The 21972-nt window shown below is 57.1% G+C and carries 22 protein-coding genes; 19 read left to right on the top strand and 3 right to left on the bottom strand.

The annotated features are described in order from the left end of the window. Positions 1–504: 504 nt before the first annotated feature. The 5 genes from rpmH to mnmE all read left to right on the top strand — a co-directional run bounded on the left by rpmH (position 505) and on the right by mnmE (position 4433). Positions 505–639 (top strand): 50S ribosomal protein L34, encoded by a 135-nt coding sequence (gene rpmH, locus DYL61_RS18420; RefSeq protein ID WP_003213577.1) that lies wholly within the window; start codon positions 505–507, stop codon positions 637–639. A gap of 16 nt (positions 640–655) precedes the next feature. Next, positions 656–1060: a ribonuclease P protein component gene (gene rnpA / locus DYL61_RS18415; protein WP_010168490.1), complete on the top strand. Its 405-nt coding sequence runs from the start codon at positions 656–658 to the stop codon at positions 1058–1060. After that, positions 1053–1298, top strand: a complete 246-nt coding sequence (yidD, locus tag DYL61_RS18410; protein WP_010207715.1) for a membrane protein insertion efficiency factor YidD — start codon at positions 1053–1055, stop codon at positions 1296–1298. Before rnpA ends, yidD begins: the two co-directional genes overlap by 8 nt. 2 nt (positions 1299–1300) lie before the next feature. Next, positions 1301–2983: a membrane protein insertase YidC gene (yidC, locus tag DYL61_RS18405; protein WP_105695853.1), complete on the top strand. Its 1683-nt coding sequence runs from the start codon at positions 1301–1303 to the stop codon at positions 2981–2983. 79 nt (positions 2984–3062) lie between these two features. Further along, positions 3063–4433, top strand: coding sequence for a tRNA uridine-5-carboxymethylaminomethyl(34) synthesis GTPase MnmE (mnmE, locus tag DYL61_RS18400; RefSeq protein ID WP_135309499.1), 1371 nt, complete (start codon positions 3063–3065; stop codon positions 4431–4433). Positions 4434–4452: 19 nt separating this feature from the next. On the opposite strand, the gene DYL61_RS18395 is transcribed toward mnmE, so the two are convergent. From DYL61_RS18395 to DYL61_RS18385, 3 genes are all read right to left on the bottom strand, one after another. Beyond that, entirely contained in the window at positions 4453–6891 is a 2439-nt protein-coding gene (locus DYL61_RS18395) for a TonB-dependent siderophore receptor (RefSeq protein WP_135309498.1), read from the bottom strand. Positions 6892–6983: 92 nt separating this feature from the next. Further along, on the bottom strand, positions 6984–7928 hold the full coding sequence (locus DYL61_RS18390) for a FecR domain-containing protein (protein WP_135309497.1): 945 nt from the start codon (positions 7926–7928) through the stop codon (positions 6984–6986). Continuing rightward, positions 7928–8434, bottom strand: coding sequence for a sigma-70 family RNA polymerase sigma factor (locus tag DYL61_RS18385; protein ID WP_135309496.1), 507 nt, complete (start codon positions 8432–8434; stop codon positions 7928–7930). The genes DYL61_RS18390 and DYL61_RS18385 overlap by 1 nt, the downstream gene beginning before the upstream one ends. A 512-nt stretch (positions 8435–8946) precedes the next feature. Here DYL61_RS18385 and mnmG point away from each other — a divergent pair. From mnmG to glmU, 14 genes are all read left to right on the top strand, one after another. Then, positions 8947–10839, top strand: coding sequence for a tRNA uridine-5-carboxymethylaminomethyl(34) synthesis enzyme MnmG (gene mnmG, locus DYL61_RS18380; RefSeq protein ID WP_105696012.1), 1893 nt, complete (start codon positions 8947–8949; stop codon positions 10837–10839). After that, the gene (gene rsmG, locus DYL61_RS18375) at positions 10836–11480 is read left to right on the top strand and encodes a 16S rRNA (guanine(527)-N(7))-methyltransferase RsmG (RefSeq protein ID WP_071490884.1); all 645 of its coding nucleotides are present in this window, start codon (positions 10836–10838) and stop codon (positions 11478–11480) included. The genes mnmG and rsmG overlap by 4 nt, the downstream gene beginning before the upstream one ends. An 18-nt stretch (positions 11481–11498) precedes the next feature. Next, positions 11499–12296 (top strand): ParA family protein, encoded by a 798-nt coding sequence (locus tag DYL61_RS18370; protein ID WP_135309495.1) that lies wholly within the window; start codon positions 11499–11501, stop codon positions 12294–12296. Between the two features lie 9 nt (positions 12297–12305). Further along, positions 12306–13178, top strand: coding sequence for a ParB/RepB/Spo0J family partition protein (locus DYL61_RS18365; protein WP_135309494.1), 873 nt, complete (start codon positions 12306–12308; stop codon positions 13176–13178). A gap of 148 nt (positions 13179–13326) precedes the next feature. After that, a complete protein-coding gene (locus DYL61_RS18360) occupies positions 13327–13734 on the top strand; it encodes a F0F1 ATP synthase subunit I (RefSeq protein ID WP_043048220.1) in 408 nt (135 codons plus the stop codon). Between the two features lie 16 nt (positions 13735–13750). Then, entirely contained in the window at positions 13751–14620 is an 870-nt protein-coding gene (gene atpB, locus DYL61_RS18355; RefSeq protein ID WP_003213554.1) for a F0F1 ATP synthase subunit A, read from the top strand. A 133-nt stretch (positions 14621–14753) separates the two neighbouring features. Continuing rightward, entirely contained in the window at positions 14754–15011 is a 258-nt protein-coding gene (gene atpE, locus DYL61_RS18350; RefSeq protein ID WP_002555987.1) for a F0F1 ATP synthase subunit C, read from the top strand. Positions 15012–15066: 55 nt separating this feature from the next. Beyond that, positions 15067–15537, top strand: a complete 471-nt coding sequence (locus DYL61_RS18345; protein ID WP_008439543.1) for a F0F1 ATP synthase subunit B — start codon at positions 15067–15069, stop codon at positions 15535–15537. 12 nt (positions 15538–15549) lie between these two features. Beyond that, the gene (locus tag DYL61_RS18340; RefSeq protein ID WP_105695860.1) at positions 15550–16086 is read left to right on the top strand and encodes a F0F1 ATP synthase subunit delta; all 537 of its coding nucleotides are present in this window, start codon (positions 15550–15552) and stop codon (positions 16084–16086) included. Positions 16087–16107: 21 nt separating this feature from the next. Next, positions 16108–17652, top strand: coding sequence for a F0F1 ATP synthase subunit alpha (gene atpA, locus DYL61_RS18335; protein ID WP_135309493.1), 1545 nt, complete (start codon positions 16108–16110; stop codon positions 17650–17652). Between the two features lie 50 nt (positions 17653–17702). Next, positions 17703–18563 (top strand): F0F1 ATP synthase subunit gamma, encoded by an 861-nt coding sequence (atpG, locus tag DYL61_RS18330; RefSeq protein WP_010565870.1) that lies wholly within the window; start codon positions 17703–17705, stop codon positions 18561–18563. Between the two features lie 27 nt (positions 18564–18590). Then, positions 18591–19967 (top strand): F0F1 ATP synthase subunit beta, encoded by a 1377-nt coding sequence (gene atpD, locus DYL61_RS18325; RefSeq protein WP_010207684.1) that lies wholly within the window; start codon positions 18591–18593, stop codon positions 19965–19967. Between the two features lie 44 nt (positions 19968–20011). Next, positions 20012–20428, top strand: a complete 417-nt coding sequence (locus DYL61_RS18320; RefSeq protein ID WP_032885166.1) for a F0F1 ATP synthase subunit epsilon — start codon at positions 20012–20014, stop codon at positions 20426–20428. A gap of 123 nt (positions 20429–20551) precedes the next feature. After that, positions 20552–21919 carry a bifunctional UDP-N-acetylglucosamine diphosphorylase/glucosamine-1-phosphate N-acetyltransferase GlmU gene (gene glmU / locus DYL61_RS18310; RefSeq protein WP_135309492.1) on the top strand — a complete coding sequence of 456 codons (1368 nt, stop codon included), beginning with the start codon at positions 20552–20554 and terminating at the stop codon, positions 21917–21919. Positions 21920–21972 lie beyond the last annotated feature (53 nt).

Raw genomic sequence — 21972 nt, 5'->3', positions numbered from 1 at the left:
TTGCTCACAGGGCAGCCAAAATCAACGTGTTATCCGAGAAAAAAGCGACCGATGGTCTGTGCATAAGCTCTGTGGATAAGCGCACCTAAGCTCGTTGTACAAGTGGGGTCGAAAGTCTGTGGGTAACTGGGCTGTGGATAACAACCCATTCCACCCACAGCTTATCCGACAGCGCAGCACAGGCAGAGCACCGTTTCTCCCCCGTGTTGTCATTCTCTGTACATCAGGCAGAATAAGGCCCCAAGGTAGTTATCCACAGATGATTGCCTCACTAGCTTTTATAAGCTTTACAGAAAAGCTTTAAATAACTTCCTTCTTTATTTTTATATCTATGGCATTGCTTGAGAAAGCGAGCGGACAGAAAAGCGCCCTTTGCCTTATAGAGATCTAATTAAAGGAATAGCTGGTTGGAAATTGACCTAGAGGCTTGCTTTCTCTAGAATCGCCGGTCTCTTAAAACGGGGGCCATTCCGGCCCGTTGTGGACGAACCAGGTAACAACGCCATGAAACGTACTTTCCAACCAAGCACCATCAAACGCGCCCGCACCCACGGTTTCCGTGCTCGCATGGCTACCAAGAACGGCCGTGCTGTCCTGTCGCGTCGTCGCGCCAAAGGTCGCGCACGTCTGGCAGTTTGATAATCCGGTACTGGTGGTGAGTCAGGACTTCAGTCGGGAAAAGCGTCTGCTAACCCCCCGGCACTTCAAGGCAGTCTTTGACTCCCCCACCGGCAAGGTTCCGGGGAAAAATCTCCTGCTCCTTGCGCGTAACAACGATCTGGATCACCCCCGCCTTGGGTTGGTGATCGGCAAGAAGAGCGTAAAGCTCTCCGTTGAGCGCAATCGCCTCAAGCGTCTGATGCGCGAATCGTTTCGCCTCCACCAGGAGACTCTGGTTGGTTGGGATATTGTTATCGTCGCGCGCAAAGGCTTGGGTGATGTAGAAAACCCCGAATTGATTCAGCATTTCGGCAAGCTCTGGAAACGTCTGGCGCGTACCAACAAGCCGGCACCAGCAGTCAGCACCGAAACTGTAGGGGTAGACAGCACTGATGCGTAAACTGGCCCTCGTTCCGATCCAGTTTTATCGCTATGCCATTAGTCCCCTGATGGCCAGCCACTGTCGTTTCTACCCCAGTTGTTCCTGCTACGCGTTAGAGGCCATCGAAAATCATGGTCTTCTGCGCGGTGGCTGGCTGACCTTTCGTCGTTTAGGTCGCTGTCATCCGTGGAATCCCGGTGGTTATGACCCGGTTCCACCTATCCCTACCTCCCGTTCTTCTTCGATGGCCGAGTAATCATGGATATTAAACGCACGATCCTGATCGTCGCCCTGGCAATCGTGTCCTACGTCATGGTCCTTAAGTGGAACCAGGACTATGGCCAGGCTGCCCTGCCGACTCAGAATGTTGCTACCAACCAGGCTGCGCCGGCTATTCCGGACACCCCGCTGGGTAACAATGCGTCCGCGAGTGCCGATGTTCCCAGCGCGAATGGCGAGACAAGCGCCCCTTTAGAAACGCCAGTGGTCACCAATAAAGACCTCATCCACGTCAAAACGGATGTGCTCGACCTGGCTATCGACCCACAAGGCGGTGACATCGCGCAGTTGAAACTGCCGCTGTATCCACGTCGTCAAGACCACCCGGATGTTCCGTTCCAACTGTTCGATAACGGTGGTGAACGCACTTATCTGGCACAAAGTGGCCTGACCGGCACCAACGGTCCGGATGCACGGGCTACCGGTCGTCCGGTTTATTCGACCGAACAGAAGACTTATCAGCTGGCTGATGGCCAGAACCAGTTGAACGTCGACCTGAAATTCAGTCACGACGGCGTCAACTACATCAAGCGTTTCAGCTTTACCCGCGGTTTGTACGACTTGAAGGTCACTTACCTGATCGACAACGAAAGCGACAAGCCTTGGAGCGGCAACCTGTTTGCCCAGCTCAAGCGTGATGGTAGCTCCGATCCTTCTTCCAGCACCGCCACTGGCACCGCGACTTACCTGGGCGCCGCCCTGTGGACAAGTAGCGAGCCGTACAAAAAAGTGTCGATGAAAGATATCGACAAGGGCGCGCTGAAAGAAACCGTCCAAGGCGGTTGGGTAGCCTGGCTGCAACACTACTTCGTGACCGCCTGGATCCCGAACAAGGGTGAAGCCAACCTGGTTCAAACCCGTAAGGACAACCAGGGCAACTACATCATCGGCTTTACTGGCCCGGCGTTGACCGTCGCTCCAGGTGCCAAGGCTGAAACCAGCGCTACCCTGTACGCCGGTCCGAAAAGCCAGGCTGTGCTGAAAGAATTGTCCCCAGGTCTGGAACTGACCGTTGACTACGGCATTCTGTGGTTCATTGCCCAGCCGATTTTCTGGCTGCTGCAACATATCCACAGCATCGTGGGTAACTGGGGCTTCTCGATCATCTTCCTGACCATGCTGATCAAAGGGCTTTTCTTCCCTCTGTCGGCAGCCAGCTACAAGTCGATGGCGCGCATGCGTGCCGTGGCACCGAAACTGGCGGCTCTGAAAGAGCAACATGGTGATGACCGGCAGAAAATGTCGCAGGCCATGATGGAGCTGTACAAGAAAGAGAAGATCAACCCGTTGGGTGGATGCTTGCCGATTCTCGTACAAATGCCAGTGTTCCTGTCGCTGTACTGGGTACTTCTGGAAAGCGTGGAAATGCGTCAGGCGCCGTTCATTCTGTGGATAACTGACCTGTCGATCAAAGACCCGTTCTTTATCCTGCCGATCATCATGGGCGCGACCATGTTTATCCAGCAGCGTCTGAACCCGACTCCGCCGGATCCGATGCAGGCCAAGGTGATGAAAATGATGCCAATCATCTTCACCTTCTTCTTCCTGTGGTTCCCTGCGGGCCTGGTGCTGTACTGGGTAGTCAACAACGTGTTGTCGATCTCCCAACAGTGGTACATCACGCGTAAAATCGAAGCGGCTACCAAAAAAGCTGCGGCGTAATTTACTCTGTGGATAACCACTCAAGACGCCCCCTAGTGGGGCGTTTTGCTTTCCGTCACTTTTGTCCTGGAACCTGCTGATGAGCGCTCCTCGTGAAACCATCGCTGCTGTCGCTACCGCTCAAGGTCGCGGTGGTGTCGGTATCGTTCGAATTTCCGGGCCGCTTGCCGGCATCGCCGCCAAGGCCATCAGTGGCCGAGAGTTGAAGCCTCGCTATGCCCATTACGGTCGGTTTCTGGATGCTGACGAAAGCGTATTGGATGAAGGCTTGGCTATCTATTTCCCGGGCCCCAACTCCTTCACCGGTGAAGATGTCCTGGAATTGCAGGGCCATGGCGGCCCCGTCGTATTGGATATGTTGCTCCAGCGCTGCCTGCAGTTGGGTTGCCGCCTGGCGCGGCCGGGGGAGTTCAGCGAACGCGCGTTCCTGAATGACAAACTCGACCTGGCCCAAGCCGAAGCCATTGCGGATTTGATCGAAGCCAGTTCTGCACAGGCAGCGCGCAATGCATTGCGCTCATTGCAGGGCGCGTTTTCCCTGCGTGTGCATAACTTGACCGAGCAATTGATCAGCTTGCGGATCTATGTCGAGGCGGCGATTGATTTTCCCGAGGAAGAAATCGACTTTCTTGCCGATGGCCACGTATTGGCGATGCTGGATAAAGTCCGCGAAGAGTTATCCACAGTTCTGCGCGAAGCCGGGCAGGGTGCCTTGTTGCGGGATGGCATGACGGTGGTGATCGCTGGCCGACCCAATGCCGGCAAATCCAGCCTGCTTAATGCCCTGGCGGGACGTGAGGCAGCAATCGTGACCGAGATTGCCGGCACTACGCGGGATATCCTGCGCGAACATATCCACATCGATGGCATGCCGCTGCACGTCGTCGATACCGCCGGCCTTCGCGATACCGATGACCAGGTGGAAAAGATTGGTGTGGAGCGGGCGCTCAAGGCCATTGCCGAAGCGGACCGGGTGCTACTGGTCGTGGACGCTACGGCGCCAGAAGCTGTGGACCCTTTTGCACTCTGGCCAGAATTCCTCGAACAACGGCCGGACCCGGCCAAAGTCACCTTGATCCGCAACAAGGCCGACCTGACGGGCGAAGCCATTGCACTGGAAACCAGTGAGGATGGCCACGTCACCATTAGCCTAAGTGCGAAGTCGGCAGGGGAAGGTTTGGAGTTGCTACGCGACCACCTCAAGGCCTGCATGGGCTACGAGCAGACCTCGGAAAGCAGCTTCAGTGCGCGTCGTCGGCACCTTGAGGCGTTGCGCCATGCCAGTGCGGCGTTGGAGCACGGCCGCGCACAACTGACCTTGGCGGGTGCGGGGGAGTTGCTGGCCGAGGATCTACGCCAGGCACAGCAACTGCTGGGGGAAATCACCGGGGCATTCAGCTCCGATGATTTGTTGGGACGAATCTTTTCCAGTTTCTGCATCGGCAAATAGCCGAGTTATCCACAGCGGCTTACCAGTTGTAGGACACCGTACCGAGCAAGGTACGGCTGTCTCCCCAGTAGCAACGCCCCGCGTCGTTGCAACCAGAAACATATTCCTTGTCGAACAGGTTCTTGGCGTTCAGGTCGACCGACCAATGCGAATCGATCTGGTAGCCAATGGCGGCATCCACCAAGGTGACACTGCCGGGGTCGAGTTTCCCGTAGAGGGTCGGCTTGGTATAGGAATAGGCACTGTCGAAGTAACGCACGCCACCACCCAGCGACAATCCTTTCAGTTGGCCATCCAGAAAGCGATATTTCCCCCACACCGACGCCTGGTTACGTGGAACACCGGTCATCTGACGGCCCTCGACCAATGAGCCAACCGTATCCTTGGTAATCCGCGCATCGGTGTAGGTGTAGGCCGCCGTCAGGTTCAGGTTGGGCGTGATGTTGCTGTTGATCTCAAGTTCTGCGCCCTTGGCGCGGCTTTCACCCACTTGGCGATAGGTGTTGGTGGTGCTATCGAGGTAGGTGTCGTCGCGCTTGAGCAAGTCATAGACCGACAGCGTCATCGCCGTGTCCCAACCGATCGGTTCGTATTTCAAACCCACTTCGTATTGGCGGCTGGTGATTGGCTTGAGTGGCGAGCCTGTCACCGAGATCTGCTGGACCGGGACAAATGCGGTGGAGTAGCTGACATACGGCGTCAGGCCGTTGTCGAACTGGTACATCACACCGCCCTGGTAGGTGAATTTTTGCTCGGTGGTGCTTGTATCGGTCTTGGGATTTACCTTGTCGCGAAAATCACTGTCGACCCAATCCTGGCGACCGCCGAGCAGGAACAACCAGTGGTCATATTTGCTCTGGATCTGGGCATAAACCCCTTTCATCTCCTGTTCGAGCAAGGTGTTCTGGATGGCCAACGGTGTGGTCGGTTCGCGCAGGTAAACCGGGTTATACACATTGATGGCACCGACGATACCGGCGTCCCAGTCTTGGTTGAACGAGGTTCGGTCGTAGCTCGCGCCAAACAGCACGGTGTTTTCCATAGCGCCCAACTGGAACTTGCCTTCCAGTTGGTTATCCAGGGAGTACACCATCGATTTGTTGTAGCGGTCGTAGGCATTCATGTTCAGTTGGGTGCCGAAGCCCTGATTGTTCAGGTCACCTGGCCAGGTTTCATGGCGATTGATGCGTGACTGCATATAGCGCGAGTTCTGGCGGAACTGCCAATCGTCGTTGAAGCTGTGGGCAAATTCATAACCGGTGCTCCAGGCTTCGCGCTCAAAGGTGTTCCAATCCGGGTCGCCGAGCATGGTGTGCTTGGACAGCTTGCCATTGGGATTACTGAGCAGGGTGCCGGCAGCCGGTAGGCCTAGTTCCAGGTTGGTGTGGTCTTTCTGGTAGTTGGCCAGCAGGGTGAGGGTGTTGTAGTCGTCGAAATTCAGGGTCAGAGACGGCGCGATGTAGAGACGATCGTCCGGGACGTGGTCCGTCTGCGTATCTGACTTGCGCCCCAGCATCACCACCCGCCCGAGGATATTGGCGTTGTCATTGAGTGGGCCGGAGATATCCACACCCAACTGTCGGCGGTTGTTGGAGCCATAACCCAACTGCACTTCACCTTGGGGTGTCTCGGTCGGGTGTTTGCTGACCAGGTTCACCAAGCCGCCTGGAGCATTTTCACCGTAAAGCAGGGACGAAGGCCCACGGAAGATTTCCACACGCTCCAGGCCGTAAGGCTCGCTGGTGGTGTCATACCGATTGCCTTGTACGCGTAGGCCGTCTCGCAGCAGCCCGTAGCCGTAATCCGTGGCGTTGAAACCGCGAATGAAGAACAGATCCCCTGCCAATCCGTCGCCCGCAGCAAACGGAGGCGCGAAGATACCGGGTACATAGCCCAGCACTTCGGTCAGGGTTTGCGACTTCTGGTCCTTGATACGCTGGCCGGTGACCACCGACACCGAACGGGGTGTTTCCGACAGTGGTGTGCTGGTCTTGGTGCCGATGCGACTGTTCTGCGCCTTGTACCCCACATCGCCTGCGATGTCCTGGTTGAAGCCGATCTGTTGATAAGTACTCACCGTAGTGGGCGCAAGTGTCAGTTGCCCAGCGGGCGCGGCTTGCAACACATAGCTACCAGGAGCCTGGGCCACCGCTTGAAGCCCGGAGTTTTGCAGCAGCAGCGCAAAGCCTTGATCCACTGAATAGTCGCCGTCCAGCCCTGGCGTATCCAACCGCGCCGTTTGTTGAGGGGAAAAAGACAGGATCACGTTGGCCTTGGCGGCGAATTGGCTCAAGGCGTTGTCCAAAGGGCCGGCGGCAATCGCATAGTGCTGCACAGCACTGGCGGCCATGGCGCTTGTTGAGAGCAAAACACTGGCGGTGGCTGCACTGGTGAGCAGCAAGCTGTAGGTCATACCGTGGCGGAAGAGTCGCTGGCGAAGCTGGGTGGAAAGGCGCATAGGTGGTTAAGCCCTGAAGGTCGCGTCGTAATTACCTGTAGGGCCGCGCCAGGTAAAAAAAAGATAACCCCCCCTGTGGATTATTTTTGCGTTCAACCAATACGCTTTACCGACACCCAATAACGGGTGAAGTAGTTCACCTGAATCGGCAGCGTCGCCTGCAGATTGGCCAGCACCGCGTCAGTGGAGTCCAGCCTGAAAGTCCCGGAGACACGCAACCGTGCCGAGGCCAAGTCGCAGCGCAACACGCCCGGCCGATAACGGGCCAAATCGTCGATCACATCCCCAAGTCGAGCATCCAGCACGATGAGCTGGCCATCGACCCAGGCAGCCTGAGCCCCTCGATACACGTGGTTGGCCCCGACGTTCTGCCGATCAAAGTCTGCGCTTTCACCCGCACTGAGTTGCCGCACATGGTCGGGTTGATCACCCGGCGTGACAGTCACCCGATCTTCCAGAACCCCCACCCGCGTAGAGTCCGCTAATTGGCGCACGGTAAACCGCGTGCCCAAGGCCTGGACACGTCCCTCACGGGTTTCAACGTAAAACGGCATCTGCCCACCCCATTTGCCGGTGTGGATAAGTACTTCACCCTCGCGTAATCGGATCAACCGCTGGCGCCCATCAAACACCACATCAATGGCAGTGTGGGTGTTGAGATCGATCCGGGTGCCATCCGCCAGCTCGATGCGTCGCCGTTCCCCCACAGAGGTGCGGTAGTCCGCCCAGACGTTGCCCAGCGACGTATGTTGCTGAACATTCCAGCCGAGATAACCCGTGCTGCCGAGCACCATCATCCACTTGAGTACCTGGCGCCGTTGATGAGTGGTGGATAACGCCCGGCGGGTTAAATCCTGAGGTAACGCACCCAGGCTGCGTTGCAGTTGTTCCATCTGGTTCCACGCCGCCTGATGGGACGGGTCGCCATTGAGCCATTGTTGCCAGGCATGCCGTTCAGCAGGCGTAGGTGATTGGGATTGAAACTGCACATACCAACTGGCAGCGGCCTCAAACGTCTTTCGATCCGGGGCCGCCATTACAGGCCCGCCATGATCAGCGAGCATTCAGTCAGCGCACGGATCATGTGCTTCTTCACCGTGGTCAGCGATACCTGCAATTGATCGGCGATCTGTTGATAAGTCAGGCCGTCGATCTGCGAGAGCATGAAGATTCGCCGCGCGCGCTCCCCAAGCCCAGACAGTGCTTTATCCACAGCTACCAGGGTCTCGATGATGATCGCCTTGTCTTCTTCACTGATGGCCGTGGCTTCGGGTCGCTCGGCCAAGGTCTGCCTGTAGGCCTGTTCAATCGCATGCCGACGATATCGATCAATCACCAGGCCCCGGGCAATGGTCGCCAGATAGTCCCGCGGCTCCAGGATCTGCGCGGCATTACGCCCGCCCAGGATACGCACGAACGTATCGTGTGCCACGTCGGCTGCATCGCAGGCGTTATGCAACTTGCCTTTAAGCCACCCGTGCAACCACGAATGGTGCTGCTCGTAGATGTGCTGGACTGCAGTCGTGTGCGAAGGAGGGGACATAGGGCATGACAACGGTGGGTTAATGATAATCGCTATTATTAACTGTCCGACCGTTTTCTCACAATAGCTCCCTGCTCACGCTGTCTTTCAGTGAATTCTGTGGATTAAGCCCTGTGAATAACCGCCCCTGTGCCCAGTTGATAACAGGGCCTAAAACCTGAGCAAAACCCCCTCTGTGGATAACCATCTCATTAATCCACAGGCTTAAAGCACTTATCCAAGGGCCTCATTGGCACATGACCACAGACTTTTGAATCGCTGTACACAACGTAAATAAAGGGCTACATCAATCTATCCACAGAAAGTCTGCTCCATAGAAATAAACATAAAAACAAAGATTTAATAAATTTCTCTCTTTTAATTTCTATTGTCCGTGATTCATCCACAGCTGGTTAAATTTTGTGCAAAGGGTTCTTTAGGAAGGGCGAAGTCCCTATACTTGCCGCCAAAGCTCTAAAACCCTTTCAACAAACAATTCCTGATTACCTACATAAGCAGGCACGAGGTGCGTGGTGGATTTCCCTTCCCGTTTTGAAGTGATCGTCATCGGCGGCGGTCATGCCGGTACCGAGGCAGCACTGGCGTCAGCACGCATGGGCGTAAAAACCCTGTTGCTGACGCACAACGTGGAAACCCTCGGTGCGATGAGTTGCAACCCCGCCATTGGTGGGATCGGCAAAAGCCATCTGGTCAAAGAAATCGACGCCCTTGGCGGCGTGATGGCCATGGCTACCGATAAAGGTGGTATTCAATTTCGCGTGCTTAATAGCCGCAAAGGCCCGGCCGTGCGCGCTACGCGGGCTCAAGCCGATCGCATCCTGTACAAGGCAGCCGTGCGTGAAACCCTGGAAAACCAGCCGAACCTGTGGATATTTCAACAGGCAGCCGATGACTTGATCGTCGAGCAGGATCAGGTGCGCGGTGTTGTCACCCAAATGGGCCTGCGTTTCTTCGCAGAATCCGTGGTGCTGACCACCGGCACCTTCCTCGGCGGACTTATCCACATTGGTATGCAGAACTATTCCGGTGGCCGCGCCGGTGATCCGCCGTCGATTGCCCTGGCAAAACGCCTGCGTGAATTGCCGCTGCGCGTCGGCCGCCTGAAAACTGGGACCCCACCGCGTATCGACGGGCGTTCTGTGGATTTCTCGGTGATGACCGAGCAGGCCGGCGACACGCCGATCCCGGTGATGTCGTTCATGGGCTCCAAAGAACAGCACCCGAAACAGGTCAGTTGCTGGATTACCCATACCAACGCCCGCACCCACGAAATCATTGCCGCCAACCTCGACCGTTCGCCGATGTATTCCGGGGTGATCGAAGGGATTGGCCCGCGTTATTGCCCGTCGATCGAAGACAAGATCCACCGCTTTGCCGACAAGGAAAGCCACCAGGTCTTCATTGAGCCCGAAGGTTTGACCACTCACGAGCTGTACCCGAACGGGATTTCCACTTCATTGCCGTTCGATGTGCAAATTCAGATCGTGCAATCGATTCGCGGTATGGAAAACGCGCACATCGTGCGTCCGGGTTATGCCATTGAGTACGATTACTTCGATCCGCGTGACCTGAAGTACAGCCTGGAAACCAAAGTGATCGGCGGCCTGTTCTTCGCCGGACAAATCAACGGCACCACCGGCTACGAAGAAGCCGGCGCCCAAGGTTTACTCGCCGGAACCAACGCAGCGCTGCGCGCGCAGGGCAAAGACAGCTGGTGCCCGCGTCGCGACGAGGCGTATATCGGCGTGTTGGTCGATGACCTGATTACCCTGGGGACTCAGGAACCCTACCGGATGTTCACGTCCCGGGCGGAATACCGTCTGATCCTGCGCGAAGACAACGCCGACCTGCGTTTGACCGAAAAAGGCCGCGAACTGGGCCTGGTCGATGACGTGCGTTGGGCTGCGTTCTGCAAAAAACGCGAAAGCATCGCGTTGGAAGAACAACGCCTGAAAAGTACCTGGGTTCGCCCCGGCACAGAGCAGGGCGATGCAATTGCCGAAAAATTCGGCACGCCGCTGACTCACGAATACAACTTGCTGAACCTGCTGTCCCGTCCGGAAATCGACTACGCTGGTCTGGTCGAAGTGACAGGCCAGGGCGCAGAAGACCCACAGGTTGCCGAGCAGGTCGAAATCAAGACCAAGTACGCCGGTTACATTGATCGCCAGCAGGACGAAATTGCCCGCCTGCGCGCCAGTGAAGACACCAAGCTGCCTGTGGATATCGACTACACCGGGATTTCCGGGCTGTCGAAAGAAATTCAGAGCAAGCTGGGGATAACTCGGCCAGAGACCCTGGGCCAGGCTTCACGTATCCCCGGCGTCACCCCGGCAGCCATTTCGCTGTTGATGATCCATTTGAAAAAACGCGGCGCGGGCCGTCAGTTGGAGCAAAGCGCTTGAGTTCGTTGGTCACCTCGCAACACGCCGAAGAGTTATCCACAGGTGCACGCCAGTTGGGCGTCGACCTGACCCCGGCCCAGCACGAATTGCTGCTGGGCTACCTGGCCCTGTTGATCAAATGGAACAAGGCCTACAACCTGACCGCTGTCCGCGATCCAAACGAAATGGTTTCCCGCCATCTGCTCGACAGCTTGAGCGTGATGCCGTTTATCGAAAACGGTCGTTGGTTGGACGTTGGCAGTGGCGGTGGCATGCCTGGCATTCCCCTGGCCATCCTGTTTCCAGAGTCCCAGGTCACCTGCCTGGACAGCAACGGCAAGAAAACCCGCTTCCTCACCCAGGTCAAACTCGAACTCAAGCTGGATAACCTGCAAGTTATCCACAGTCGTGTCGAAGCCTTCACGCCTGAACAGCCTTTCAACGGAATTGTTTCCCGGGCATTCAGCAGCATGGAGAACTTCAGCAACTGGACTCGCCACCTGGGCGACCGAGACACGCGCTGGCTGGCAATGAAGGGCGTCCATCCAAGCGATGAGCTGTTAGCATTGCCGGCAGACTTCCACCTCGATAGCGAACACGCCTTGGCCGTACCCGGTTGCCAAGGCCAACGCCATCTGCTGATACTGCGCCGCACGGCATGATTGGGAACACAAGCAAGAATGGCTAAGGTATTCGCGATAGCGAACCAGAAAGGTGGCGTGGGTAAAACCACCACCTGCATCAACCTCGCAGCATCCCTGGTCGCCACCAAGCGCCGGGTGCTGTTGATCGATCTCGATCCACAGGGCAACGCCACCATGGGTAGCGGTGTGGATAAACACGGCCTGGAAAACTCGGTCTACGACTTGCTGATTGGCGAGTGTGACCTGGCGCAGGCCATGCACTTTTCCGAACACGGTGGTTATCAACTGCTGCCGGCCAACCGCGATCTGACCGCGGCGGAAGTGGTGCTGCTGGAAATGCAGATGAAGGAAAGCCGTCTGCGCAGCGCCTTGGCGCCTATTCGCGAGAACTACGATTACATCCTGATCGACTGCCCACCGTCATTGTCGATGCTGACACTGAACGCGTTGGTGGCCGCCGACGGGGTGATTATCCCCATGCAGTGCGAGTACTACGCACTGGAAGGGTTGAGCGACCTTGTGGATAACATCAAGCGTATCGCCGAGTTGCTCAACCCGAACCTGCAGATCGAAGGCTTGTTGCGGACCATGTTTGATCCGCGCCTGAGCCTGATGAACGATGTTTCGGCGCAGCTCAAGGAACACTTTGGCGATAAGTTGTACGACACGGTGATCCCGCGCAACATCCGTCTGGCCGAAGCGCCAAGCTACGGCATGCCGGCGCTGGCTTACGATAAAGCATCCCGTGGCGCCATTGCCTACCTGGCCCTGGCCGGCGAGATGGTTCGTCGCCAACGCCGCAACTCACGCACCGCTGCCGCCCAGCCAACTTAAGGAATCCCCATGGCCGTCAAGAAACGAGGTCTCGGACGTGGACTGGATGCACTGTTGAGTGGTCCGACCGTCACATCGCTTGAAGAACAAGCGGTGCAGGCCGACGAGCGCGAGCTGCAGCACCTGCCCCTGGACCTGATCCAGCGCGGCAAATACCAGCCACGCCGGGACATGGACCCCCAGGCGCTGGAAGAACTGGCCAACTCCATCAAGACCCAAGGCGTGATGCAGCCGATTGTGGTGCGTCCGATCGGTGGCGGTCGTTTTGAGATCATCGCCGGTGAACGCCGCTGGCGCGCGAGCCAGCAGGCCGGCAAGGACACCATCCCGGCGATGGTGCGCGATGTGCCCGATGAAACCGCCATCGCCATGGCATTGATCGAGAACATCCAGCGCGAAGACCTCAACCCCATTGAGGAAGCCATCGCCTTGCAGCGCCTGCAGCAGGAATTCCAGCTGACCCAGCAACAAGTGGCCGAGGCGGTGGGCAAGTCCCGCGTGACCGTGTCCAACTTGCTGCGCCTGATTGCGCTCCCGGAAGTCATCAAGACCATGTTGTCCCACGGCGACCTGGAAATGGGCCACGCCCGTGCATTGCTCGGATTGCCGGAAAATCAACAGGTTGAAGGGGCGCGACACGTTGTCGCACGGGGCCTCACCGTTCGCCAGACCGAGGCCCTGGTTCGCCAGTGGCTCAGCGGCAAACCTGCACCGGTCGAAACGGCCAAACCTGATCCGGATATCGCCCGCCTCGAACAGCGCCTGGCCGAGCGCCTAGGCTCTGCGGTGCAGATTCGTCACGGCAAGAAAGGCAAAGGCCAATTGGTCATCGGATATAACTCCCTCGATGAGCTGCAGGGCGTCCTTGCCCACATCCGCTGAAACATTTGCTTATGTAGCGTGTGATCGGAAATCACTACCCGACAGTTGAATAGGGGCAGAACCGCCCCTATACTCTGCGCGCATTTTGTCGGCACAAATTATGCCAAGTTATTGATTTCCGGCAGCCGACCATTGAGGAGCAAGAGTGATGGAAACCCGCACGCCAAACACGTTGCCGTTCCATCGCTTGGCCGTTTTTCCGGTTTTATTGGCTCAACTTGTCATTTTGCTGATCGCCGCGCTGGCGCTTTGGTACTGGCATGGAGTCGTAGCCGGATATTCAGGACTCTGCGGAGGCCTGATAGCCTTGCTGCCCAATATGTATTTTGCTCACAGGGCCTTTCGGTTTTCCGGCGCCCGAGCAGCCCAGGCTATCGTCCGGTCCTTTTATGCCGGCGAAGCAGGGAAACTGATTTTAACGGCAGTGCTGTTTGCACTGACCTTTGCAGGTGTGAAGCCATTGGCGCCGCTGGCTGTATTCGGCGTCTTCGTGTTGACCCAACTGGTCAGCTGGTTCGCTCCCCTGCTAATGAAAACAAGACTTTCGAAACCTTAGGGCGTTTGAGGCAACCATGGCAGAAACAACCGCTTCGGGCTATATCCAGCACCACTTGCAGAACCTGACCTTCGGTCAGCTTCCTAATGGCGGCTGGGGCTTTGCCCACTCCGCAGCAGAGGCCAAAGAAATGGGCTTCTGGGCTTTCCACCTGGATACTCTGGGCTGGTCGGTCGCATTGGGTCTGATCTTCGTCCTGATTTTCCGCATGGCGGCAAAGAAGGCGACTTCCGGTCAGCCAGGTGCATTGCAGAACTTCGTTGAAGTATTGGTCGAATTCGTCGATGGCAGCGTGCGGGACAGCTTCCATGGTCGTAGCGCGGTGATTGCACCGTTGGCACTGACCATCTTCGTCTGGGTGTTCCTGATGAACGCCGTCGACCTGATCCCGGTCGACTGGATTCCTCAGCTGGCCATCCTGATCTCCGGCGATCACCACATTCCTTTCCGTGCGGTTTCCACCACGGACCCTAACGCTACCCTGGGCATGGCCCTGTCGGTATTCGCGTTGATCATTTTCTACAGCATCAAGATCAAGGGCATCGGCGGCTTCATCGGCGAACTGACCCTGCACCCGTTCGGCAGCAAGAACATCTTCGTTCAAGCCCTGCTGATCCCGGTGAACTTCCTGCTGGAATTCGTGACCCTGGTCGCCAAGCCGATCTCCCTGGCCCTGCGACTGTTCGGCAACATGTATGCCGGCGAGTTGGTGTTCATCCTGATCGCTGTGATGTTCGGCAGCGGTCTGCTCTGGCTTAGCGGCCTGGGCATTGTCCTGCAGTGGGCGTGGGCTGTGTTCCACATCCTGATTATCACCCTGCAGGCGTTCATCTTCATGATGCTGACCATCGTCTACCTGTCGATGGCGCACGAAGAAAACCATTAAGACCAGTCTCGACTAGTCTGATGTCCTTCCCGGTAACACGGGAAGGTGGCCCTCACGGGCTATGAAACGATTTGTTTTACCGCTTTAAAATCTAAAAAACCTAAACCATACGACGTAAAAGTCGGGAGGAAAGATGGAAACTGTAGTTGGTCTAACCGCTATCGCTGTTGCACTGTTGATCGGCCTGGGCGCCCTGGGTACTGCCATTGGTTTCGGCCTGCTGGGCGGCAAATTCCTGGAAGGCGCAGCGCGTCAGCCAGAAATGGTCCCAATGCTGCAAGTTAAAATGTTCATCGTCGCCGGCCTGCTCGACGCCGTGACCATGATCGGTGTTGGTATCGCTCTGTTCTTCACCTTCGCGAACCCCTTCGTTGGTCAACTCGCCGGTTAATCACTCGTTTTTCGAGTGATTGGTGTGTTGTGCAACGAATGAGCGAGGTATTGGCGTGAACATTAATGCAACCATTATTGGTCAGTCCTTAGCGTTCTTGATTTTTGTCGTTTTCTGCATGAAGTTCGTATGGCCTCCGGTCATCGCAGCTCTGCACGAACGTCAGAAGAAGATCGCGGATGGACTGGACGCTGCAGCACGAGCAGCTCGCGACCTGGAGTTGGCCCAAGATAAAGCGGGTCAGCAACTGCGCGAAGCGAAAGCTCAAGCAGCCGAAATCATTGAGCAAGCCAAGAAACGCGGTAACCAGATCGTTGAAGAGGCTGTTGAAAAAGCCCGTATCGACGCTGACCGTGTGAAGGTTCAGGCTCAGGCCGAGATCGAGCAGGAACTGAACGGTGTCAAAGACGCGCTGCGTGCCCAACTGGGTGCCCTGGCCGTTGGCGGTGCTGAGAAGATCCTGGGTGCCACAATCGATCAAAACGCGCACGCGGAGCTGGTTAACAAACTGGCTGCTGAAATTTAAGCGAGGGCGATCATGGCAGAATTGACCACGTTGGCCCGACCTTACGCTAAGGCAGCCTTCGAGCACGCCCAGGCCCACCAGCAGCTGGCCTCTTGGTCAGCCATGCTCGGCCTGGCTGCAGCAGTGTCGCAAGACGACACCATGCAGCGCGTGCTCAAGGCCCCGCGACTGACGAGCGCAGACAAGGCCGCCGCGTTTATTGACGTGTGCGGCGACAAGTTTGATGTGAAGGTGCAGAACTTCATCCACGTCGTTGCCGAAAACGACCGTCTCCTGCTTCTGCCGGAGATCGCCGCTCTGTTCGACCTGTACAAGGCCGAGCAAGAGAAATCGGTAGACGTTGAAGTAACCAGTGCTTTCGCATTGAACCAAGAACAGCAAGACAAACTCGCCAAGGTTCTCAGTGCACGACTCGACCGGGAAGTGCGCCTGCAAGTTGCGGAAGACAAGTCCCTCATTGGGGGCATTGTCATTCGCGCCGGCGACCTGGTTATCGATGGCTCGATTCGCGGCAAACTCGCGAATCTTGCCGAAGCATTGAAATCTTGAGTTTGAAGGGGCAGCAGAGCAATGCAGCAACTCAATCCTTCCGAAATAAGTGAAATTATCAAGGGCCGCATCGACAAGCTCGATGTGACCTCCCAAGCCCGTAACGAAGGCACTGTCGTCAGCGTATCTGACGGCATCGTGCGGATTCACGGTCTGGCCGACGTAATGTCCGGCGAGATGATCGAGTTTCCGGGCGGCGTCTACGGTATGGCCCTCAACCTGGAGCAAGACTCCGTAGGTGCCGTAATCCTCGGTGCTTACCAGTCTCTGGCTGAAGGCATGAGCGCCAAGTGCACCGGCCGCATCCTGGAGGTTCCGGTTGGTAAGGAACTGCTGGGTCGCGTAGTCGACGCACTGGGTAACCCTGTTGACGGCAAAGGTCCACTGGGCAACACCGAGACCGACGCGGTCGAGAAAGTTGCTCCAGGCGTGATCTGGCGTAAGTCGGTAGACCAGCCTGTACAGACTGGCTACAAGGCTGTCGATGCCATGATCCCTGTCGGCCGTGGCCAGCGTGAGCTGATCATCGGCGACCGTCAGATCGGTAAAACCGCTCTGGCCATCGACGCGATCATCAACCAGAAAGACAGCGGCATTTTCTGCGTCTACGTAGCGATCGGTCAGAAACAATCGACCATCGCCAACGTGGTTCGCAAGCTGGAAGAGAACGGCGCACTGAAGAACACGATCATCGTGGCTGCCAGTGCTTCGGAATCGCCTGCGCTGCAGTACCTGGCACCGTACGCCGGTTGCACCATGGGTGAATTCTTCCGTGACCGCGGTGAAGACGCGCTGATCGTTTATGACGATCTGTCCAAGCAAGCAGTGGCTTACCGCCAGATTTCCCTGCTGCTGCGCCGTCCACCAGGTCGTGAAGCTTACCCAGGCGACGTGTTCTATCTCCACTCCCGTCTGCTGGAGCGCGCATCCCGCGTTTCGGAAGAGTACGTAGAGAAGTTCACCAACGGCGCAGTGACCGGCAAAACCGGTTCCCTGACCGCACTGCCGATCATCGAAACCCAGGCTGGCGACGTTTCCGCGTTCGTTCCGACCAACGTGATTTCCATCACCGACGGTCAGATCTTCCTGGAATCGGCCATGTTCAACTCGGGCATCCGCCCTGCAGTGAACGCCGGTGTTTCGGTATCCCGTGTGGGTGGTGCCGCTCAGACCAAGATCATCAAGAAGCTCTCCGGTGGTATCCGTACCGCTCTGGCTCAGTACCGTGAACTGGCGGCATTCGCCCAGTTCGCTTCTGACCTGGACGAAGCGACCCGTAAGCAACTTGAGCATGGTCAGCGCGTTACCGAGCTGATGAAGCAGAAGCAATACGCCCCAATGTCGATCGCTGACATGGCGTTGTCGCTGTATGCCGCTGAGCGTGGGTTCCTGACTGACGTTGAAATCGCCAAGGTTGGCAGCTTTGAACAAGCGCTGATTGCTTACTTCAACCGCGATCACGCCGACTTGTTGGCCAAGATCAACGTGAAGGGTGACTTCAATGACGACATCGACGCTGGCCTCAAAGCCGGTATCGAGAAGTTCAAGGCCACCCAAACCTGGTAAGCCGCAGCGGGAGCCGCAAGGCTCCCGCTTGCTAACCTGATAGGTGTTACATGGCAGGCGCAAAAGAGATTCGCAGTAAGATTGCGAGCATCAAAAGCACGCAAAAAATTACCAGCGCCATGGAAAAAGTGGCGGTCAGCAAAATGCGCAAGGCACAAATGCGCATGGCTGCTAGCCGTCCTTATGCGGAGCGTATCCGCCAGGTAATTGGGCATTTGGCCAACGCCAACCCGGAATACCGCCACCCGTTCATGATCGACCGCGAAGTTAAGCGTGTGGGTTATGTGGTTGTGAGCAGTGACCGTGGTTTGTGCGGTGGTTTGAATACCAACCTGTTCAAGGCCCTGGTCAAGGACATGGCGGTAAACCGCGAAAACGGCGTCGAGATCGATCTGTGTGTTGTTGGTAGCAAGGGTGCGGCCTTTTTCCGCAACTTCGGCGGTAACGTCGTTGCAGCTATCAGCCACCTGGGTGAAGAGCCGTCGATCAATGACTTGATCGGCAGTGTGAAGGTGATGCTGGATGCGTACCTGGAAGGCCGGATTGACCGCCTCTCCGTGGTATCCAACAAGTTCATCAACACCATGACCCAGCAGCCAACCGTGGAGCAATTGATTCCACTGGTGGCGACCCCGGATCAGGAACTCAAGCACCACTGGGACTACCTCTACGAACCAGACGCCAAAGAGCTGCTTGACGGCTTGATGGTGCGCTACGTGGAGTCGCAGGTGTACCAGGCGGTGGTCGAGAACAACGCAGCTGAACAAGCGGCGCGGATGATCGCGATGAAAAACGCTACCGATAACGCCGGTGATCTGATCAGTGATTTGCAACTGATCTACAACAAGGCGCGTCAGGCTGCGATCACCCAAGAGATCTCGGAAATCGTCGGCGGCGCTGCCGCGGTTTAACGGTTCAAATATTCAGAGGATCCAGCTATGAGTAGCGGACGTATCGTTCAAATCATCGGCGCCGTTATCGACGTGGAATTTCCACGCGACAGCGTACCGAGCATCTACAACGCGCTGAAAGTACAAGGCGCGGACACTACTCTGGAAGTTCAGCAGCAGCTGGGCGACGGCGTAGTTCGTACCATTGCGATGGGTTCCACCGAAGGCTTGAAGCGCGGTCTGGACGTTGTCGACTCTGGCGCAGCCATCTCCGTACCGGTCGGTAAAGCGACCCTGGGCCGGATCATGGACGTACTGGGCAACCCGATTGACGAAGCTGGCCCGATCGACACCGAAGAGCGCTGGGGCATTCACCGTCCAGCACCTTCGTTCGCGGAACAAGCTGGCGGCAACGACCTGCTGGAAACCGGCATCAAGGTTATCGACCTGGTTTGCCCGTTCGCCAAGGGCGGTAAAGTCGGTCTGTTCGGTGGTGCCGGTGTAGGCAAGACCGTAAACATGATGGAACTGATCCGTAACATCGCCATCGAGCACAGCGGTTATTCCGTGTTCGCCGGTGTGGGTGAGCGTACTCGTGAGGGTAACGACTTCTACCACGAGATGAAGGACTCCAACGTTCTGGACAAAGTGGCACTGGTTTACGGTCAGATGAACGAGCCGCCGGGAAACCGTCTGCGCGTAGCACTGACTGGCCTGACCATGGCCGAGAAGTTCCGTGACGAAGGTAACGACGTTCTGCTGTTCGTCGACAACATCTACCGTTACACCCTGGCCGGTACTGAAGTATCCGCACTGCTGGGCCGTATGCCTTCGGCAGTAGGTTACCAGCCGACCCTGGCTGAAGAGATGGGCGTTCTGCAAGAACGTATCACTTCGACCAAGGAAGGTTCGATCACCTCGATCCAAGCGGTATACGTACCTGCGGACGACTTGACCGACCCGTCGCCAGCGACCACTTTCGCCCACTTGGACGCCACCGTCGTTCTGTCCCGTGACATCGCTTCCCTGGGTATCTACCCAGCGGTCGATCCACTGGACTCGACTTCGCGCCAGCTGGACCCGAACGTGATCGGCCAGGAGCACTACGACACCGCTCGCGGCGTTCAGTACGTGCTGCAGCGTTACAAAGAACTGAAGGACATCATTGCGATCCTGGGTATGGACGAGCTGTCGGAAGCCGACAAGCAGTTGGTAAACCGTGCTCGTAAGATCCAGCGTTTCTTGTCGCAGCCGTTCTTCGTGGCTGAAGTCTTCACCGGTGCCTCGGGTAAATACGTTTCCCTGAAAGACACCATTGCTGGCTTCAAAGGCATCCTCAACGGTGACTACGACCACCTGCCAGAACAAGCGTTCTACATGGTCGGCGGCATCGAAGAAGCGATCGAGAAAGCCAAGAAACTGTAATCCAAGCGCCCGGAAACGGGCGCTCATCAGGTTGAGGCAATCAGATGGCTATGACAGTCCATTGCGATATCGTCAGCGCGGAAGGGGAAATCTTCTCCGGTCTGGTAGAGATGGTGATTGCACACGGCGAACTCGGTGACCTTGGTATTGCCATGGGTCACGCGCCGTTGATCACCAGCTTGAAGCCGGGTCCGATCACTCTGACCAAGCAAGGCGGGGAAAGGGAGGTGTTTTACATCTCCGGTGGTTTCCTCGAGGTTCAGCCGAACATGGTCAAGGTACTTGCCGACACTGTGCAACGTGCTGGCGACCTGGATGAAGCCTCCGCTCAGGAAGCCGTCAAGGCTGCCGAGAAGGCCCTGAACGAAAAGGGTGCGGACTTCGACTACAGCGCTGCTGCTGTACGTCTGGCCGAGGCTGCAGCCCAGCTGCGCACGCTCCAGCAGATCCGCAAGAAGTAAGCGGCCATGCCGTCACGCTTCAAGCGCGATTGATTAAAAAGGGTAGCCTCGGCTACCCTTTTTCTTTTTCCGCACAAAACATCTCTGGTCTGAAGCCAGACCTCCCAGGATTGGTAGCCATCCATGTCTCTTGAAATCGTGATTCTTGCCGCAGGCCAGGGCACCCGCATGCGTTCAGCCCTGCCCAAGGTGCTGCACCCGGTTGCCGGCAATTCCATGCTTGGCCATGTTATCCACACGGCCCGGCAACTTGATCCGCAGCGCATTCACGTCGTGATCGGCCATGGTGCCGACGCGGTGCGTGAACGCCTGGCAGCGGACGACCTGAATTTCGTATTGCAAGACAAGCAACTCGGCACCGGCCACGCCACTGCGCAAGCGGTGCCGTTCATCACCGCCGATACCGTACTGATCCTCTACGGTGACGTGCCGTTGATCGAAGTCGAAACCCTGCAACGCCTGCTCAAGCATGTCGTGCCTGGCCAGATGGGCCTGCTCACCGTTGAATTGGATGACCCGACCGGCTACGGCCGCATCGTGCGCAATGCCGACGGCAAGGTTGCCGCCATCGTTGAACACAAAGATGCCAGCGAAGCCCAGCGCGCAATCACCGAAGGCAACACCGGCATTCTGGCGGTGCCTGCCAATAAGCTCGCCGACTGGATGAGCCGCCTGTCCAACAACAACGCCCAAGGCGAGTACTACCTCACCGACGTCATCGAGATGGCCGTGAGCGATGGCCTGCTGGTCGCCACCGAACAACCCCACGACCCAATGGAAGTGCAGGGCGCCAACGACCGCAAGCAGCTCGCCGAACTGGAGCGTCACTACCAACTGCGCGAAGGCCGCCGCCTGATGGCCCAGGGCGTGACCCTGCGCGACCCGGCGCGCTTCGATGTGCGTGGTGAAGTGACCGTTGGCCGCGACGTGCTGATTGATATCAACGTGATCCTCGAAGGCCGCGTGGTCATCGAAGATGACGTGGTGATCGGTCCGAACTGCGTGATCAAGGACAGCACCCTGCGCAAAGGCGTCGTCATCAAGGCTAATAGCCACCTGGAAGGCGCGGTGATGGGTGAGGGCAGCGATGCTGGCCCATTTGCCCGCCTGCGCCCTGGCAGCGTGCTGGAGGCCAAGGCCCATGTGGGTAACTTTGTCGAACTGAAAAACGCCCATCTGGGCGAGGGCGCCAAAGCCGGTCACCTGACCTACCTGGGTGACGCCGTCATCGGTGCACGCACCAACATCGGCGCCGGCACCATCACCTGCAACTACGATGGCGCCAACAAGCACCAGACCGTGTTGGGCGAAGACGTATTTATCGGCTCCAACAACTCGTTGGTCGCTCCAGTAAGCATCGGTGATGGTGCCACCACCGCTGCGGGCTCCACCATCAACGTGGATGTGGATAACTTGCAGCTCGGCGTGGCGCGCGCCCGTCAACGCAACATCGACGGTTGGAAGCGCCCGGTCAAAATCAAGAAAAGCTGAGTTATCCACAGTTCAAGCTTCAATGATTTCTAAATGTGGGAGGGGGCAAGCCC

Source organism: Pseudomonas nabeulensis, assembly GCF_004682045.1.
GTDB lineage: Bacteria > Pseudomonadota > Gammaproteobacteria > Pseudomonadales > Pseudomonadaceae > Aquipseudomonas > Aquipseudomonas nabeulensis.
Note: the sequence above shows the minus strand (reverse complement) of the source record. Positions and strands in the feature narration are given on the sequence as shown.

Coding starts and splice junctions, on each gene's coding strand:
- rpmH (WP_003213577.1), top strand. CDS start 505: ATGAAACGTACTTTCCAACCAAGCACCATCAAACGCGCCCGCACCCAC.
- yidD (WP_010207715.1), top strand. CDS start 1,053: ATGCGTAAACTGGCCCTCGTTCCGATCCAGTTTTATCGCTATGCCATT.
- yidC (WP_105695853.1), top strand. CDS start 1,301: ATGGATATTAAACGCACGATCCTGATCGTCGCCCTGGCAATCGTGTCC.
- mnmE (WP_135309499.1), top strand. CDS start 3,063: ATGAGCGCTCCTCGTGAAACCATCGCTGCTGTCGCTACCGCTCAAGGT.
- DYL61_RS18395 (WP_135309498.1), bottom strand. CDS start 6,891: ATGCGCCTTTCCACCCAGCTTCGCCAGCGACTCTTCCGCCACGGTATG.
- DYL61_RS18390 (WP_135309497.1), bottom strand. CDS start 7,928: ATGGCGGCCCCGGATCGAAAGACGTTTGAGGCCGCTGCCAGTTGGTAT.
- DYL61_RS18385 (WP_135309496.1), bottom strand. CDS start 8,434: ATGTCCCCTCCTTCGCACACGACTGCAGTCCAGCACATCTACGAGCAG.
- DYL61_RS18370 (WP_135309495.1), top strand. CDS start 11,499: ATGGCTAAGGTATTCGCGATAGCGAACCAGAAAGGTGGCGTGGGTAAA.
- DYL61_RS18365 (WP_135309494.1), top strand. CDS start 12,306: ATGGCCGTCAAGAAACGAGGTCTCGGACGTGGACTGGATGCACTGTTG.
- DYL61_RS18360 (WP_043048220.1), top strand. CDS start 13,327: ATGGAAACCCGCACGCCAAACACGTTGCCGTTCCATCGCTTGGCCGTT.
- atpB (WP_003213554.1), top strand. CDS start 13,751: ATGGCAGAAACAACCGCTTCGGGCTATATCCAGCACCACTTGCAGAAC.
- atpE (WP_002555987.1), top strand. CDS start 14,754: ATGGAAACTGTAGTTGGTCTAACCGCTATCGCTGTTGCACTGTTGATC.
- DYL61_RS18340 (WP_105695860.1), top strand. CDS start 15,550: ATGGCAGAATTGACCACGTTGGCCCGACCTTACGCTAAGGCAGCCTTC.
- atpA (WP_135309493.1), top strand. CDS start 16,108: ATGCAGCAACTCAATCCTTCCGAAATAAGTGAAATTATCAAGGGCCGC.
- atpG (WP_010565870.1), top strand. CDS start 17,703: ATGGCAGGCGCAAAAGAGATTCGCAGTAAGATTGCGAGCATCAAAAGC.
- atpD (WP_010207684.1), top strand. CDS start 18,591: ATGAGTAGCGGACGTATCGTTCAAATCATCGGCGCCGTTATCGACGTG.
- DYL61_RS18320 (WP_032885166.1), top strand. CDS start 20,012: ATGGCTATGACAGTCCATTGCGATATCGTCAGCGCGGAAGGGGAAATC.
- glmU (WP_135309492.1), top strand. CDS start 20,552: ATGTCTCTTGAAATCGTGATTCTTGCCGCAGGCCAGGGCACCCGCATG.